Here is a 14,361-nt window from a genome sequence, read left to right on the forward strand (position 1 = left end):
ACTTAAGTTATGCCTCGGCCCGTCGATAGTCAAGTAACTACTTAAGTGTCTCGTCCGCTGGCTGGATCTCGGCCAGCACCTGGGCAAGCTCGCGTTCGGCGGCGTCGGCCCGGGCGGTGCAGGTCCGCAGTTCGGCGCCGAGGTTCGTGGTCGTCTCGTGCATCGACCGGACGGTCTGTTCGTGCGCGGCCTGCAGCTCGGCCAACCGCTGGTCGAACCCGGCACGCAGCCGGTCGGCGTCGGCCCGCGCTCGTTCGAGAGCAGCTTCTTGCGCCCGCTTTGCCTGGGCGAGTTCTTCGCGGGTGACGTCGAGCCGTCCGGTGGCGGCGTCGGCCCGAGCCTCGGCCGCTTCGGCTCGCGAGGCGGCAGCCCGAGCCCGCTCGCGCTCCTCGTCGAGCGCAGCGCGGACGGCGGTCAGTTCGGCGGTCAACGTGGCGATGGTGGCGGCCCGCTCACCGGCCAGAGCCGCGGTGGCGTCCGCCCGGTCGGCGACCCGCACCAGCTCATCCCGGACCGCCGCCAGCTGGCCTTCTGCTCGCTGCTGCTCCTGCACGGCGGCGCGCCGGGCCGCGCGGTCCTCGTCGCGCTCCCGGAGGGCCGCGGCTTTCTCCTTCTCGGCGGCCTCGGCTTGGGCGACAGCTTCCTCGGCCGCGCGCTTCGCCTGGGCGGTTTCGGCTTCGGCGAGCCCGCGCTGACGGCGGTGGTCGTCGGCTTCGGCCAGGGCGGCGTCCCGTTCGGCGAGGGCGGTGGCCGTGGTCGCCTCGAGCTGGTGGCGCAGCGTCGTGAGCGTCTCGATGAGCCCCTGGGCCGGTTCGAGCACCCGGTCGACCTGATCGGCCAGCGCCGTGACGGCGGTGTCGTCCAGCTCTGTGTCGCTCTCCCGCAACGACTCGGCGTCCGACAGCACGGCCTCGGCGTCGCGGCAGCTGAGGTTGCGGCGACCCCAGGTCTTCCCGTCCTGACAGAAGCGTGCTCGGCTTCCCCGTCCCACCGCCGGTGGCAGCGGCGCTCCACATCGCCGGTATTCGCACACCCGCGTCTGACCTGCGTCTTCCGTCATGATCAGACCCTATCAAAGCTTCTGATCAGAACTAGAAGGCACTGTTTAAAATCAGAACAGAACACGATGACGGACTGAATTTGGATAAGGTCACATATCCCAACTCAGGACGGCCCAGGACGCCGAGAGAGCGAAATCAGGCCCCGAAAAACTGGGTACCCCCGGACGTCAACCCCGGGTTGACGCCGCGGCGCGCTTGCGTTCGAGGAGAGCCCGCTCGGCGGAGTTGCGCGTGAGACCGATCGCCGTCGTGTACGCGGCCACCGCCTCCTCCGCCCGGCCGAGCCGCTCGAGCAGATCCGCGCGGATCGCGTGGTAGAGCGGGAACCGCGGCAGGTCGAGGTCCGCCACCAGCGCCAGCCCCGCCGCCGGGCCGTCGACCTCGGCCACCGCGACCGCCCGGTTCAGCGCCACCACCGGTGTCGGCGTGACGGCCAGCAGCTGGTCGTACAGGGCCTTGACCTGCGTCCAGTCCGTCGGCGGGTCGGTGTGGACGGCCTGGATCGCCGCCTGGATCTGGTACGGCCCCGGACGGCCGCGGCGCAGGCACCGGCGGACGATCTCGTGGCCCTCGGCGATCAAGTCCTTGTCCCAGCGGGAGCGGTCCTGGTCGGCCAGCAGCACCAGGTCGCCGTCGGGGCTGGTGCGGGTGGCGCGCCGGGCGTCGATGAGGAGCATCAGCGCGAGCAGGCCCCACACCTCGGGCTCGTCCGGCATCAGGGCGGCCAGGACGCGGGCGAGCCGGATCGCCTCGCGGCACAGGTCTTCGCGGACCAGCTCCTCCCCCGCGCTGGCCGCGTACCCCTCGGTGAAGATCAGGTACAGCACCCCCAGCACCGCGGCCAGCCGGGCGGGCAGGTCGGCGTCGCGCGGGACGCGGTACGGGATCCCGGCGTCGCGGATCTTGTTCTTCGCGCGGACGATCCGCTGGGCCATCGTGGGCTCGGCGACCAGGAACGCGCTCGCGATCTCCGCGGTGGTCAGGCCGCCGAGGAGCCGCAACGTCAACGCGACCTGAGCCGCCGGGGCCAGCGCCGGGTGGCAGCAGGTGAAGATCAGCCGGAGCCGTTCGTCGGGCACGGCGCCCTCCTCCACGTGCTCAGTCTCTGCGTGCAGCAGCGCCGCTTGGGCGTGCTTGTCCGCCCGGACGGCCTCGCGGCGGAGCCGGTCGATTCCGCGGTTGCGGGCGGTGGTGATGATCCAGCCCGCCGGGCTCGGTGGGAGCCCGGCGGACGGCCACCGCCGGACGGCTTCGGCGAACGCGTCCTGGACGGCTTCTTCGGCGACGTCGATATTCCCGAAGACGCGCACCAGGACCGACACCGCGCGGCCGTACTCCGCGGCGAAGACCCGCTCGATCTCGGAGGTCATCCGGCGAACGGCCGCACCTCGACCGGCAGCGGGGCGACGGCGTCGGCGAGGCGGCCGCCCCACTCGAGCGCCGCGTCGAGGTCGGGCGCGGTGATGATCGTGAACCCGCCGAGGTGCTCCCGGCCTTCGGTGAACGGGCCGTCGGTGACGAGCGTTTCGCCGTCGGCCGCCCGCAGCACGGTGGCCGTGGACGGCGGGTGCAGGCCGCCCGCGAACACCCACGCCCCGGCGGCCTTGAGGTCGGCGTTGAGCGTGTCGAGCTTCGCCATCACCTTGTCGAGCACTTCCGGCGGCGGGGTCGGGCCGTCGGGCTGGTAGATGCTGAGCAGGTACTGCTTCATGACGTCTCCCTCGGGTCGGTGCGTTCACCGGTGACACGAACGGCACCCGGCCGGATCGACAGCGTCCCGGGATCATCTTCCCGTAACCTCGGCGCGTGCCCGAGCTGGAACCGGTGATCGACGCGAGTCCCCAGGAACGGCTGGCGCTGCTGGACGAAGCCGCCGCCCGGCACGTCGAGGACCAGCGCCCGCCCAACACGCTCAAGGCCTACGCCCAGGACTGGCAGGTCTGGTGCGACTACACCGCCGAAGCCGGGATCCCGACGCTGTCGGCGTCGATCGGGGCGCTGACGGGGTTCGTCGTGTGGCTGGAACGCGGCCGCACCCTGCGCCCGGACGAGCGAACGGTGCCCGAGGTCCCGGAACGCGCCGCCCCGGCGGCGCCGTCGACGATCGAACGACGCCTCACCGGTGCACTCGCCGGGCTCCGGCACCACAAGGTCGTCGTCGATCCCGAGGCGAGCCGCGCAGCGTGGCGGGCGCTGAAGGGGTACCGGCAGCGCTTGGCCCGCGAGGGTATCCAGCGCGGCCGCGGCAAGGCCACGATGGTGACGCTCGCGGATTTGCGAGCGATGTCGCGGGCCTGCCCCGACACCCTCGCCGGCGCACGCGACCGGGCGATGCTGCTGATCGGCTTCCCGATCGCCGCGCGCTGCTCGGACCTGGCGAACCTGCTGGTCACGGACGTGCAGCCGGTCGACGACCGGGGGCTGTCGGTGACCGTGCGGCACGGCAAGAGCACCGGCGACATGGTCGTCCCGCGCCGGGAAAACCCCGACACCGACCCGGTGCGGGCGTGGCACGCGTGGCGGTCCGGGGCCGGGATCACCGAGGGCGCCGCGTTCCGCCGGGTCGACCGGCACGGCAACGTCGGCGAGCCCGCGTTGACCACCACGGGGGTCAACCAGATCCTGACCCGGGCGGGGGTCCGGGCTGGGCTGCCGTACCCGGTGACGGGGCATTCCCTGCGGTCCGGGTTCGCCACCGAGGCCCGGCGGGCCGGAGCGGACGACCTCGCGATCGCCGACCAGGGCCGCTGGGTGCGCGGCAGCCGCGCGCTCTACGAGTACATCCGGCGGGTCGACCAGTGGAACGACAACGCCGCAGGTGTGCTCGATCTCTGAGCGAGCGGGTCCGCCTGGTGCGGGTCTCGCCGGGCAGCCGAGCCGGGTTGTGCCGACTGCCTCACCGGGTCAGCCGGGCCTGGGTCGCACCGACAACCTCGCCGTCGAGGCGGGCGAGCCAGCTTCCGCACACGCAGCGCACGTACTCGAGCCGGTGGGTGGCGGGGCGGGTCGCGGCGCCGGGCAGTTCGGCCAGCGGCCAGCCGCAGCGGGGGCAGGCTTCTGAATTCATGCCCCGATCGTGGTGTAATGGTTCAGTGCACTTCAACCCTTACGGCGGCCCGGCCGCGCTCGTGGCCGCCGACCTGGTGAACGCGGGCTCCGCGAGCGAGCTGCTCGACGGGATGGTCCGCAACGGCATGGTCATCCCCGCCTTGACCGACGACGAGGCGGCCCGGATCGCGGAGTGGGCCCACCGCCTGCGGCCGGTGTTCGCCGCCGAGCCCGCGGCGCGCCCCGGTCTGGTCAACGACCTGCTGGGCGAAGCGGCTTGCCGCCCCTACATCACGACCCACGACGGCAAACCACCTCACCTGCACTACTCGGCCGCCGACGCCGGACCGGTCGGCCGGGTCCGGGCGTACACCGCGGGCGGGCTGGCTCACCTGGTGTGCGAAGCCCCGGACCGCCTCGGGATCTGCCACCGCGAAGGCTGCGACACCGCCTACGTCGACACCTCCCGCAACGGCCGACGCCGGTTCTGCTCGACCCGGTGCGCGACCCGGGTGCACGTCGCCGACCACCGGGCCCGGCAGGTCAGCGCCTAGGCGGGGCGACGTGCACCGCCCGGCCGTCCTGGTACACCGCCACGATCCGGTTGCCGAGGTCCTGCACGTCCAGCGGGTCGCCGTCGACGACGACGAGGTCCGCGCGCTTGCCCGGGGTCAGCGAGCCCAGCATCTCCGCCACGCCCATCAGCTCGGCCGCCGACAGCGTCGCGGCGTGCAGGGCGTCGGCCGGGGACAGCCCCTGCTCGACCAGCAACTCCAGTTCCAGCAGGTTCTCGCCGTGCGGGAGCAACGGCGCGTCCGTGCCCATCGCGATCCGGACGCCCGCCTCGGCGGCCCGCCGCACGCTGCCGCCCGCTCGCTCGCGGATCTTCTCGGCGATGTGGTCCGGGAACGGGACACCCGCTTCGAGGGCACGCCGCAGGCCGACCCCCGCGCTGAGCGTCGGCACCAGCCAGGTCCCGCGCTCGGCCATCATCGCCAGGGTCTCGTCGTCGAGGAAGTGACCGTGCTCGATGGAGCGGACCCCGTTGCGGACCGCCGCCTTCGCGCCCTCGCCGTGGGCGTGCGCCATGACGTGCCGCCCGGCGGCGGAGGCTTCGGTCACCATCATCGCGATCTCGTCGTCGCGGAAGTGCGGGATCTTCGGCCCGGCGCCGCTGGACACGACTCCGCCGCTGGTCGCGACCTTGATGACGTCGGCGCCCGCGCGCACCAGCTCCCGGATCTTGCGGCGGATCTCCTCGGGGCCGTCCACGATCACCGGTGGCCGGCCCGGGTGCGGCGGCAGCAGGTCCACCACGCACGTCGACGGCCACCACGGATCGCCGTGGCCACCCGTCTGGCTCAGCATGTTCAGCGAGACCTGCATGCGCGGGCCCGGCACGAGCCCGCGTTCCTGCGCGACCCGCATGCCCAGGTCCGCGCCCGCCGCGTCCCGGACCGTCGTCACCCCGGCGGCGAGCGTCTTCGCCATGTTCACGGCGCCTTCGTAGAACTGCAGCGAAAACGGCTGCTGCACGCTCTCGAAGACGTCCGAGCCGGTCATCGTCAGGTGCACGTGGCAGTCGATCAGCCCCGGCAGCACCCCGCGGCCGGTGCAGTCGACCTCCTCGTCGCCCTCGAGGCCGCTGCCGACGTCGACGATCCACCCGTCCTCGACCGCGATGTCGGCGGAACCGGCGGTCCGCGACGCGGGGTCGTAGACGGTGCCGCCCCGGAAGACCGTGCGCTTCACCGCTGGGCTCCGGCGAGGCTCGCGTCCTCAGTGGATTCGCGGCGTTCGGCCTGCCGCCGGATCAACGGGGCGATGGCGAAGAGGATCCCGGCGAGCACGACCGCGCCGAGGCCCAGCAGTCCGAAGTAGACGGCCGCCGATCCGGCGTCGTAGAACTTCACCAGCTGGGCGCCGATGCCCTGACCGGCCGCGTTGGACGACAACCACAGCCCCATGGTCTGGGTGGCGAACGCGGCGGGCGCCAGCCGCGTCGTCGCCGACAGGCCGATCGGCGACAGGCACATCTCGCCCACGGTGACCACGGCCAGGCTGCCGACCAGCCACAGTGGATTCGTGGCGCCCGGATGCTGCGCCGGCACCACGAGCAGCAGGTACGACAGGCCCGCGATCGCCAGGCCGACGGCGAACTTGTGGGCCGTCGACGGCGCCCGCCGCGACCGGTCGAACCGCAGCCACATCACCGCGAACGCCGGCGTCAGGACGATCAGTACCAAAGACCCGACCGACTGGAACCACGACGCCGGGATCGCGAACCCGAACGCGTCCAGGTCGGTGCTCTCGTCCGCGTACTGGGCGATGACCGTCGCGCCCTGCTCCTGGATGCACCAGAACGCGACGGCGGCGACGAACATGGGGATGTACCCGCGGACCCGGGCCCGCTCGGCGGCGGTCGTGCGCTTGCTGCGCAGCATGACGGTGAAGTAGGCGATCGGGAGGGCGATCGCGACGACGCTGATGAGGTCCACGATCCCGCCCGCGTCGAGGACCCCGGTCGCGACGGCGATCGCGACCGCCCCGATGAGCGCGGCTACCCCGGCGGACACCGTGATCACCCGCGACCGCGGCGCGTCACTCAACCGCAAGGGGTTCTTCGGCGCACTGCTGCGGGGGCTGAGGTGGTGCTGGGAGCGGACGTAGACGAGCAGGCCGAGCGCCATGCCGACCGCGGCGATGCCGAAGCCGAGGTGGTAGTCGTACTCCTGGCCGACGGTGCCGACGACCAGTGGCGCGGCGACCGCCCCGACGCTGATGCCCATGTAGTAGATGCTGAAACCGGAGTCGCGCCGCGGGTCGTCGGCGGCGTAGAGGTCGCCGACCGACGAGGAGATCGTGGGCTTGAGCAGGCCGGTGCCGCCCGCGATGAAGATCATCGACGCGAAGAGCGCTCCCGCGCCGGCGGGGATCGCCAGGCAGATGTGCCCGCACATGATCAGCACGCCACCGGTGAGCGTCGCCCGCCGGTCGCCGAGCACCCGGTCGCTGATCCAGCCGCCCAGGATCGCCGCCATGTAGGTGGCCGAACCGTAGACCGCGATCATCGACTTCGCGCTGCCCGAGTCGATGCCGAGGCCGCCGTCGAGGATCCGGTCGGTCATGTAGAACAGCAGCAACGCGCGCATGCCGTAGTAGGAAAACCGTTCCCACGCCTCGGCGAAGAACAGTCCGACCAGGCCGCGTGGCTGGCCGAAGAACGTCCGATCCGGTGGCTTGCTCCCCATTGTTTTCGTCGCCCTTCGCGCCGACCCGATGATGGCGGCAGACGTTACATCCGCACACCCGGTGGTTCAAGAGACGATTCGACGATAGTTCATGCCTAGTCCCGTCGTTACGTCTTCGTTGACGTGTCCTCGTGGTCCGATCGTCGACGACACGCTAGGTTGACCCCGTGGACGTGAACCTGGACGAGATCGACGAGCGGCTCGTCCGTGCCCTGCAGGACGACGGCCGGGCTTCCTACGAGACCCTCGCGAGCGTCGTCGGCCTCGCGCGCTCGACCACGAAAGCCCGCGTGCAGCGCCTGCTGCGCGAAGGCGCGCTCCGGCTGGTCGGCGCGATCCACCCCGCGGTGTTCGGGCTCCACCAGCTGGGCCACGTGATCATCGAGACCGACGGCCCGGCGGGCCCGGTCGCCGACGAGGTCGCCAAGATCGACGAAGTCTCCTTCGTGACCACGACCGCCGGCCGGTTCGCCGTCACCGCCGAGCTGCGCGCGGCGGACATGGCGGCGTTCGCCCGCGGTCTCGCCCGCGTCCAGGCCGTGCCCGGGGTTCGCTCGGCGCAGACGATGACCTACCTGCGCATCTGGAAGGACCCGTACTTCCCGCCCGGGCCGCTGGAAAGTCCCGGCCCGCTGGCGGACATCGACCTCGACGCGGCCAACCACGCGTTGCTCGAGCACCTGCGGACCGACGGCCGCGCGTCGTTCGCCGACCTCGCGAGCCTGACGGGCCTGTCACCCGGCGCGACGCGCGTGCGGGTGCTGCGGCTGCTCGAGGCGGGCGTCGTGCACGTCGGCGCCCTGGTCCGGCTGACCCCGCTGAGCCGGACCTACACGATGGGCTTCGCGCTGACCTTCACCGGCGACGCCGAACCGGTCGCCCGGAAGGTCGCGGGCCTGGCCGAGATCGACTGCCTCGCCACCGGAGCCGGCTGGTGCGACGCGATCGGCACGATCCGCGTCGGCTCGCTCGACGAAGTGCTGGCGACGCTGGAACGCCTGCGGGCACTGCCGGGGGTGCGGACCGTCGAGGCGTGGACGCACCTGCGGGCCATCAAGGAGGAGAACGACCGGGCGGTGCCACCGGCCTGATCGGCGTGCTTAAACTGACCGACATGAGCAGGCGCTTAGTGGCATTGGGGGACTCGTTCACCGAAGGCGTCGGGGACGACGACCCGGCCGCCCCGAACGGGGTACGCGGCTGGGCCGACCGCACGGCCGAACAGCTCGCCACCCGCGAGCCGGACTTCCGCTACGCCAACCTCGCCATCCGCGGCAAGCTGCTGGGGCAGGTGCTCGCCGAACAGCTCGAGCCCGCCCTCGCCCTGGCGCCCGACCTCGTCACCCTCTACGCCGGCGGCAACGACCTCATGCGCCCCAAGGTCGACATCGACCGCCTGATGGCCGACTACGAGGCCGCCGTCGCCCGGATCCGCGGCACCGGGGCCCGGCTCGTGCTGTTCACCGGGGTCGACGGGGTCGAAGACGCGCTCTTCCGGAAGATGCGCGGCCGGGTCGCGATCTACAACGAGTTCGTCCGCGGCATCGCCGCCCGCCACGGCGCGCTGCTCGTGGACATGTGGGCGATGCGGCAGCTGCGCGACCGGCGGCTCTGGGCGCCGGACCGGCTGCACCTCAACGCCTTCGGCCACACCGAGGTCGCCATCGCCGTGCTGGCCGCGCTCGGGGTCGAGCACCCGCTCACCGGAGCCGAACTCGGGCCGCGCGAGGTGCTCAGCCCGGCCGCCCGCCGTCGCCAGAACCTCCAGTGGGCGCAGGAACACGCGTTGCCGTGGGTGCGGCGGCGCCTGCGGGGCGAGTCCTCCGGGGACACGATGACCGCGAAGCGCCCGACGCTGGAGCCGGTCGGCTCAGCGCCGCTCCCCCGTTGACGGGCGGAGGCCGTCGAAGAGGATTTCGACGACGCGGTCGCGCAGGCGCGCGTCCGGGCCGGCGTACTCGGCCGCCCGCGCGACCCCGATGATCACCGTGATCAGCTCGCCGGCGACGAGGTCCTTCCGGACCGCGCCCGCGTCCTGCGCCCGCGACAGCAGCACGCCGAGGGCCTCGACGAGGCGGGCCCCGATGCCGGACTTCGCGACCGGCAAGGTGACCCCGGCCGCGGTGAGCGCCTCGAAGTAGGCGTTCTTGGCGCTGGACATCTCGATCCAGCTGGTCAGGAACGCGAAGAACGCGTCGCCCGGGTCGGCCGAGTCCGCCGCGACGACGGCTTCGGCCTCGTCGGCGAACCGCTGCAGCCGGGCGACGAGCACCGCTTCGAGGAGGGCTTCCTTCGTCGGGAAGTGCCGGAACACGGTGCCGATGCCGACGCCGGCCGCGCGCGCGACCTCCTCGGTGGGGGCCCCGGTGCCCTTGGCGGCGAACACGCTCTCGGCCGCCTCCAGCACGCGCGCCCGGTTGCGCCGGGCGTCGGCGCGCAAGGGCTTCGAGTCGGCGGGGTCAGCGGCGGCGGGGGTCACCACCCGATGGTAACGGGGGCGCGTCCGGCAGCGTGTCCAGCAACCGGGCCAGCGCGCGCGGCACGTGGGATCGCCAGCCGCCGCCCATGATCCGCCGCGACACGCGCTGGAACTCGTCGTCCGGGTCGAAGCCCTCGTGGCTGAGGAACAGCCAGGTCCCGGTGCCTTCCGGGACCAGCCGCCACGTCACCGTCCACTGCGGACCCCAGCGGATGCTCAGGGTGCGCTCGGTCTCGACTTCGAGGACTTCGCACGCCACCGGGCCGCCGGCGAACCCGGCCGCGGGCACCGGCTCGGCGAGCAGCTCGAACCGGTGGCCCACCACGGGTTTGATGTCGTTGGGCATGTTGATCCAGCGCTCCAGCAGGTCCGGCTCGGTCAGCGCGCGCCAGACCTTGCGGGGCGGGTGGGCGAGGAACTGGTCGACGTGGATCGCGGTCGGGTCCTCGGCCGTCACAGGTCCTCCTCTTCGTCCAGCAGGTCACGCAGGTTGGCGAGCTTGCTGCGCCAGAAGCGCTCGTACGGCGTGAGCCAGTCCGCGACCTCTTCCAGCGGGGCGGCGTCCAAACGGTAGACGCGGTTGCGGCCCTGCCGCTGCTCGCTGACCAGCCCGGCCTGGCGAAGCACCCGAAGGTGTTCCGACAGGCTGGGCCGGGCCATCGAAAACCGCTCGGCGATGGCGCCGGCGGCCATCGGGCCGTCGAGCAGCAGCCGCAGCACCTCGCGCCGCGCCGGGCTGGCGAGCGCGGCGAACACGTCGTCGTTGACCGGCATCAGCGCGGCACGGCCCCGAAGTCGCTCGGCTCCAGCAGGCCGAGCGTGTGGCCGTCGAGGTCGCGCAACGACGTCGCGCGGCCCCACGGCCGGTCTTCCGGGTCGGCCACCTCGACGCCGGCGGCCCGCAGCGCGGCGACGTCGGCGTCGAGGTCGGTGGTCTGCAGCTGGAAGTGCCGCGGGCCCGGCTCGATCCCGGTGACCGGCTGGTCGGTCAGCACGATGCCGGTCTGCGCGCCTTTCGGCGCCACCATCACGAACCGGCCGCCTTCGGGCGTGCGGCGGTCGACGAGGGCGTCGAAGCCGAGCTTGCCGACGTAGAAGTCCCGCGCCCGGGCGTGGTCGGCGACGGGCAGGGTCAGGAACTGCACGTGGGTGATCGTCATGCCGCCGACAATACGTAGGAAATCTCCTACACGTCAAGCGGGGTCCCGAACCACCGTTCGAGGGCCGCGCGCAGGGCCTTCCGCTCGGTCTCGTCCGGCTCCGACGAGCTCGACGCCCAGGCCACGTACCCGTCGGGACGCACGAGCAGTGCGGTCGCGTCGCCGTCCGCCTTGCCCTCGACGAGGTCGACGCGGTCGGTCCAGCCGCGCAGCTCCTCGCCGAGTGACGCCGTGAAGTCCAGCAGCAGCGGCCGGGCGGTGCGGGTCAGCTCGGCGAGCCGGGTACCGTCGGCCAGCACGAGGTCCGGGGCCCAGCGGCCGTCGAGCGGGTGGCCGGTGGCCGCCTCGTAGCGGACGTCGGCGCCGGACATGAGGTCGGCGATGTGCTGCACGGTGGACGGCTGCCGCAGCAGTTCGCCGAACAGTTCGCGCAGGGCCGTGACGTCACCGCCCGGGGTGATCAGCGCGGCCTGGGCCTGGGTGTGCATGACGACGCGCTCGGCGACCGGGCGGCGTTCGCGCTCGTAGGTGTCGAGCAGCCCGGGCGGGGCCCAGCCGTGCAGCTCGGCGGCGAGCTTCCAGCCGAGGCCGACCGCGTCCTGCAGCCCGAGGTTGAGCCCGGGCCCGCCGATCGCGGAGTGGACGTGCGCCGCGTCGCCGACGAGCAGCACGCGTCCGGCGCGGAAGTGGTCGGCCAGCCGGGTGTTGCGCCCGCGCAGCCGCCGCAGCAGGTGCGGCCCGTCGCCTTCGGGTGGCCCGATCGGCAGGTCGGTGCCGAGCACCCGGCGGATGCTCTCGGCCATCTCCTCGAGGGTCATCGGGCGGTCTTCGTCGATCTCGTCGTCGGTCCACTCCATCGTCGTGACGAGGTTCCCGGTGGGGAACGGCGCGTGCACGAAGAGCCCGGTTTCGGTGCGGTAGTGGAAGAACGGCGGGATCACGTGCCCGGCCACCCGCAGCTCGCCGGTCATCGGGTCGACGAGGTCGGCGGGCACGGTGGCGTGCGCGGTGCAGGAGAGGGTGCGGTCCTCGGTGACGCCGGGGAAGCCGATGCCCGAGAGCTTGCGCGTGACGCTGCGGCCGCCGTCCGCGCCGACGAGGTACCGGGCGTCGAGCCGATAGCCGCCGTCCGGGCCTTCGACGTCGATCGTGACGGCGTCGGTGCCCTGGGCCAGACCGGTGAGGGCGTGGCCGCGGCGGATTTCGACGCCGAGTTCCCCGGCGCGTTCGGTGAGCATGGCCGCGACTTCGCGCTGCGGCACACCGAGGATGTGCAGCGAGTTGTGCTCGGCCAGGGTGAGGTCCAAGCGCATCGCCCCGAAGACGAAGGCCGGGGCGGGCGGGCCGATCGGGCCGGCGAGCCGCTCGTGCAGGCCGCGGCGGTCGAGGAGGCGGACGACCTGGCCGACGAGGCCGTTGGCGCGGTTTTCGGTGGTCGGTTCGGGCAGCCGTTCCAGGACCAGCGGGCGGATGCCGGCGAGGGCGAGCTCGCAGGCGAGCATCAGGCCGTTGGGCCCGGCACCGGCGATGACGACGTCTTCCATGGCGGAACTCCTTGCGGTGGCAGGAAAAATGGGCATGGCGAAGCAGCCCGTCCGGTGCGGGCGTCCTGGTGACGCGGGGACTAGCGGGGTTCGGGCAAGCCTGCGGCGAGCCGGCCGAAGACGTCGCGCAGCAGGTCTTCCATCGGCCGCGGCGGATCGGTGACCAGCCACTGCTGCGTGACCACGCTCAGCGCCGCTCCGACGACACCGGCGACGAGCCGTGGGTAGACGTCGGTGGCGGCGTCCGTGCCGGTGCGTTCGGCGACGACGAGGGCGATCTCGGCCTCGGCCGCCGCCCCGGCCTTCTGGAACTCGCTCTGCAGCGCGGGTTCCGCGACCATCAGCCGGAGCCCTTCGACCCACGAGCGGTCCGGCGGCCGCCCCTCGGTGACCGGCTCGCCGAGGGCGAACCCGGCCAGCGCGGCGTGGGTGATGGCCGTCCAGATCGGCTCGTCCGCCGGGCGCTCCCGCAGCGCCGCGGCGATCGCGCGGGCCCGGTCGTGGTGGCGGGCCACGATCGCTTCGCCCTTGCTGCCGAAGTAGTTGCTGAACGTGCGGGTGGACACCCCGGCGGCCGCCGCGATGTCTTCGACCCGGACGTTGTCCAGGCCGCGTTCGACGGTCAGCCGGATCGCCGCCCAGCTCAGCGCGATCCGCGTCGCCTGCTTCTTGCGCTCCCGGAGTCCGGCGCCGTCGATGTCCACAACTCCACCGTACCGAAACTTGCCAACTCTGCAAAGTTGCAGATTCTGCAAGTTTGAGAATTTTCGGCGAGCCGTGTCGAGAACGTCGAGCGGGCTCCGTCCCCGGGGCACGAGCGGCCACGAGAGCCGCCCCGACGCAGGAGGCACGCCGTGCAGCAGAACGAAGTCACCGAGGTCCTCGACCGCCCGCTGAGCCGGGAGCTGCTGTCCCGCGACCTGACCCGGCTGGCCTACGTCGCCCAGGACGGTACCCCGCGCGCGGTCCCGATCGCGTTCACCTGGAACGGCACCGAGATCGTCATGTGCACCACCAAGAACGCCCCGAAGCTGCCGTCGCTGCGGGCGAACCCGATGGTGGCGCTGACGATCGACACCGAGGTGCACCCGCCGAAGATCCTGCTCATCCGCGGCCGGGCCGAGCTCGACGTCGTCGACGGCATCCCGGAGGAGTACCTGCGGATGAACGGCAGCTACGAGATGACGGCCGAGCAGCGGGTCGCGTGGGAGGCCGAGGTGCGCTCGCTCTACGACGGCATGGTCCGCATCGTCGTCACCCCGACCTGGGCGAAGCTGATCGACTTCGAGAACACCCTGCCCAGCGCCGTCGAAGAGCTGGTGCGGCGGCGCGAAGAACGCCAGCACGCCTGAAATCCCGCGCCCGCCACCCGAACCGGCCAAAATGGCCGTACCGCACCGAGGAGACCACCATGGCGAAGTACCTGTTGCTCAAGCACTACCGCGGCGCGCCGACGCCCGACAACGACGTGCCGATGGACCAGTGGACGCCGGAGGAGGTGTCCGCCCACATCCGCTACATGAAGGAGTTCGGCGAGCGGCTGGAGGCCACCGGCGAGTTCGTCGAACACCAGGCCCTCTCCCCCGGCGGCACGTTCGTCCGCGCCGGCGGCGAGGGGCAGCCGGTGACCGACGGCCCGTTCGCCGAGACCAAGGACCTGATCGCCGGCTGGACGATCATCGACGTCGACAGCTACGAGCGGGCCCTGGAACTGGCCGCCGAGCTGTCCGCGGCACCGGGTGCGGGCGGCGAGCCGATCAACGAGTGGCTCGAGCTGCGCCCGTTCTACGGCGCGCCGCAGACCATCACGGAGTGACC

The 14,361-nt window shown here is 72.4% G+C and carries 18 protein-coding genes; 6 read left to right on the plus strand and 12 right to left on the minus strand.

From position 1 onward, the window contains the following. Nucleotides 1-37 precede the first annotated feature (37 nt). From QP939_RS40070 to QP939_RS40080, 3 genes are all read right to left on the minus strand, one after another. Nucleotides 38-1,060, minus strand: coding sequence for a coiled-coil domain-containing protein (locus QP939_RS40070; protein ID WP_285451753.1), 1,023 nt, complete (start codon nt 1,058-1,060; stop codon nt 38-40). Nucleotides 1,061-1,228: 168 nt separating this feature from the next. After that, nucleotides 1,229-2,431 carry an RNA polymerase sigma factor gene (locus tag QP939_RS40075; protein ID WP_285451755.1) on the minus strand — a complete coding sequence of 401 codons (1,203 nt, stop codon included), beginning with the start codon at nt 2,429-2,431 and terminating at the stop codon, nt 1,229-1,231. Beyond that, nucleotides 2,428-2,772, minus strand: coding sequence for a YciI family protein (locus QP939_RS40080; RefSeq protein WP_285451756.1), 345 nt, complete (start codon nt 2,770-2,772; stop codon nt 2,428-2,430). The genes QP939_RS40075 and QP939_RS40080 overlap by 4 nt, the downstream gene beginning before the upstream one ends. Nucleotides 2,773-2,867: 95 nt before the next feature. On the opposite strand from QP939_RS40080, the gene QP939_RS40085 reads away from it, so the two are divergent. After that, nucleotides 2,868-3,896, plus strand: a complete 1,029-nt coding sequence (locus tag QP939_RS40085) for a site-specific integrase (protein WP_285451757.1) — start codon at nt 2,868-2,870, stop codon at nt 3,894-3,896. A 61-nt stretch (nt 3,897-3,957) separates the two neighbouring features. On the opposite strand, the gene QP939_RS40090 is transcribed toward QP939_RS40085, so the two are convergent. After that, on the minus strand, nt 3,958-4,128 hold the full coding sequence (locus tag QP939_RS40090; protein WP_285451758.1) for a hypothetical protein: 171 nt from the start codon (nt 4,126-4,128) through the stop codon (nt 3,958-3,960). A 25-nt stretch (nt 4,129-4,153) separates the two neighbouring features. Between QP939_RS40090 and QP939_RS40095 the strand changes: the two genes are divergently transcribed. Beyond that, nucleotides 4,154-4,663, plus strand: a complete 510-nt coding sequence (locus QP939_RS40095; protein ID WP_285451759.1) for a CGNR zinc finger domain-containing protein — start codon at nt 4,154-4,156, stop codon at nt 4,661-4,663. Here QP939_RS40095 and QP939_RS40100 read toward each other — a convergent pair. Both QP939_RS40100 and QP939_RS40105 read right to left on the minus strand, forming a co-directional pair. Further along, nucleotides 4,653-5,861 carry a metal-dependent hydrolase family protein gene (locus QP939_RS40100; protein ID WP_285451761.1) on the minus strand — a complete coding sequence of 403 codons (1,209 nt, stop codon included), beginning with the start codon at nt 5,859-5,861 and terminating at the stop codon, nt 4,653-4,655. The genes QP939_RS40095 and QP939_RS40100 overlap by 11 nt on opposite strands. Further along, the gene (locus QP939_RS40105; RefSeq protein WP_285451762.1) at nt 5,858-7,360 is read right to left on the minus strand and encodes a peptide MFS transporter; all 1,503 of its coding nucleotides are present in this window, start codon (nt 7,358-7,360) and stop codon (nt 5,858-5,860) included. The genes QP939_RS40100 and QP939_RS40105 overlap by 4 nt, the downstream gene beginning before the upstream one ends. Before the next feature lie 167 nt (nt 7,361-7,527). Between QP939_RS40105 and QP939_RS40110 the strand changes: the two genes are divergently transcribed. Both QP939_RS40110 and QP939_RS40115 read left to right on the plus strand, forming a co-directional pair. After that, nucleotides 7,528-8,451, plus strand: coding sequence for an Lrp/AsnC family transcriptional regulator (locus QP939_RS40110; protein ID WP_285451765.1), 924 nt, complete (start codon nt 7,528-7,530; stop codon nt 8,449-8,451). Between the two features lie 23 nt (nt 8,452-8,474). Continuing rightward, complete coding sequence (locus QP939_RS40115; RefSeq protein WP_285451767.1) at nt 8,475-9,251, plus strand: SGNH/GDSL hydrolase family protein; 777 nt, start codon at nt 8,475-8,477, stop codon at nt 9,249-9,251. Here the strand turns inward: QP939_RS40115 and QP939_RS40120 are convergent. The 6 genes from QP939_RS40120 to QP939_RS40145 form a co-directional block, all read right to left on the minus strand. Next, nucleotides 9,231-9,839 (minus strand): TetR/AcrR family transcriptional regulator, encoded by a 609-nt coding sequence (locus QP939_RS40120; protein WP_285451768.1) that lies wholly within the window; start codon nt 9,837-9,839, stop codon nt 9,231-9,233. The two genes, QP939_RS40115 and QP939_RS40120, sit on opposite strands and share 21 nt — an antisense overlap. Continuing rightward, nucleotides 9,820-10,296, minus strand: a complete 477-nt coding sequence (locus QP939_RS40125; RefSeq protein ID WP_285451770.1) for an SRPBCC family protein — start codon at nt 10,294-10,296, stop codon at nt 9,820-9,822. Before QP939_RS40125 ends, QP939_RS40120 begins: the two co-directional genes overlap by 20 nt. Continuing rightward, entirely contained in the window at nt 10,293-10,613 is a 321-nt protein-coding gene (locus tag QP939_RS40130) for a metalloregulator ArsR/SmtB family transcription factor (protein ID WP_285451771.1), read from the minus strand. The genes QP939_RS40125 and QP939_RS40130 overlap by 4 nt, the downstream gene beginning before the upstream one ends. Further along, nucleotides 10,613-10,999, minus strand: coding sequence for a VOC family protein (locus QP939_RS40135; protein WP_285451772.1), 387 nt, complete (start codon nt 10,997-10,999; stop codon nt 10,613-10,615). Before QP939_RS40135 ends, QP939_RS40130 begins: the two co-directional genes overlap by 1 nt. A 26-nt stretch (nt 11,000-11,025) precedes the next feature. Next, nucleotides 11,026-12,543 (minus strand): FAD-dependent monooxygenase, encoded by a 1,518-nt coding sequence (locus QP939_RS40140; RefSeq protein WP_285451773.1) that lies wholly within the window; start codon nt 12,541-12,543, stop codon nt 11,026-11,028. Between the two features lie 80 nt (nt 12,544-12,623). Beyond that, the gene (locus tag QP939_RS40145; protein WP_285451774.1) at nt 12,624-13,247 is read right to left on the minus strand and encodes a TetR/AcrR family transcriptional regulator; all 624 of its coding nucleotides are present in this window, start codon (nt 13,245-13,247) and stop codon (nt 12,624-12,626) included. A gap of 150 nt (nt 13,248-13,397) precedes the next feature. Here QP939_RS40145 and QP939_RS40150 point away from each other — a divergent pair, with 150 nt between their 5' ends. Next, nucleotides 13,398-13,895 (plus strand): pyridoxamine 5'-phosphate oxidase family protein, encoded by a 498-nt coding sequence (locus tag QP939_RS40150; RefSeq protein WP_285451775.1) that lies wholly within the window; start codon nt 13,398-13,400, stop codon nt 13,893-13,895. Nucleotides 13,896-13,954: 59 nt separating this feature from the next. Further along, entirely contained in the window at nt 13,955-14,359 is a 405-nt protein-coding gene (locus QP939_RS40155) for a YciI family protein (RefSeq protein ID WP_285451776.1), read from the plus strand. Nucleotides 14,360-14,361: the final 2 nt, after the last annotated feature.

The sequence above is a fragment of the Amycolatopsis nalaikhensis genome, assembly GCF_030264295.1.
Lineage (GTDB): Bacteria > Actinomycetota > Actinomycetes > Mycobacteriales > Pseudonocardiaceae > Amycolatopsis > Amycolatopsis nalaikhensis.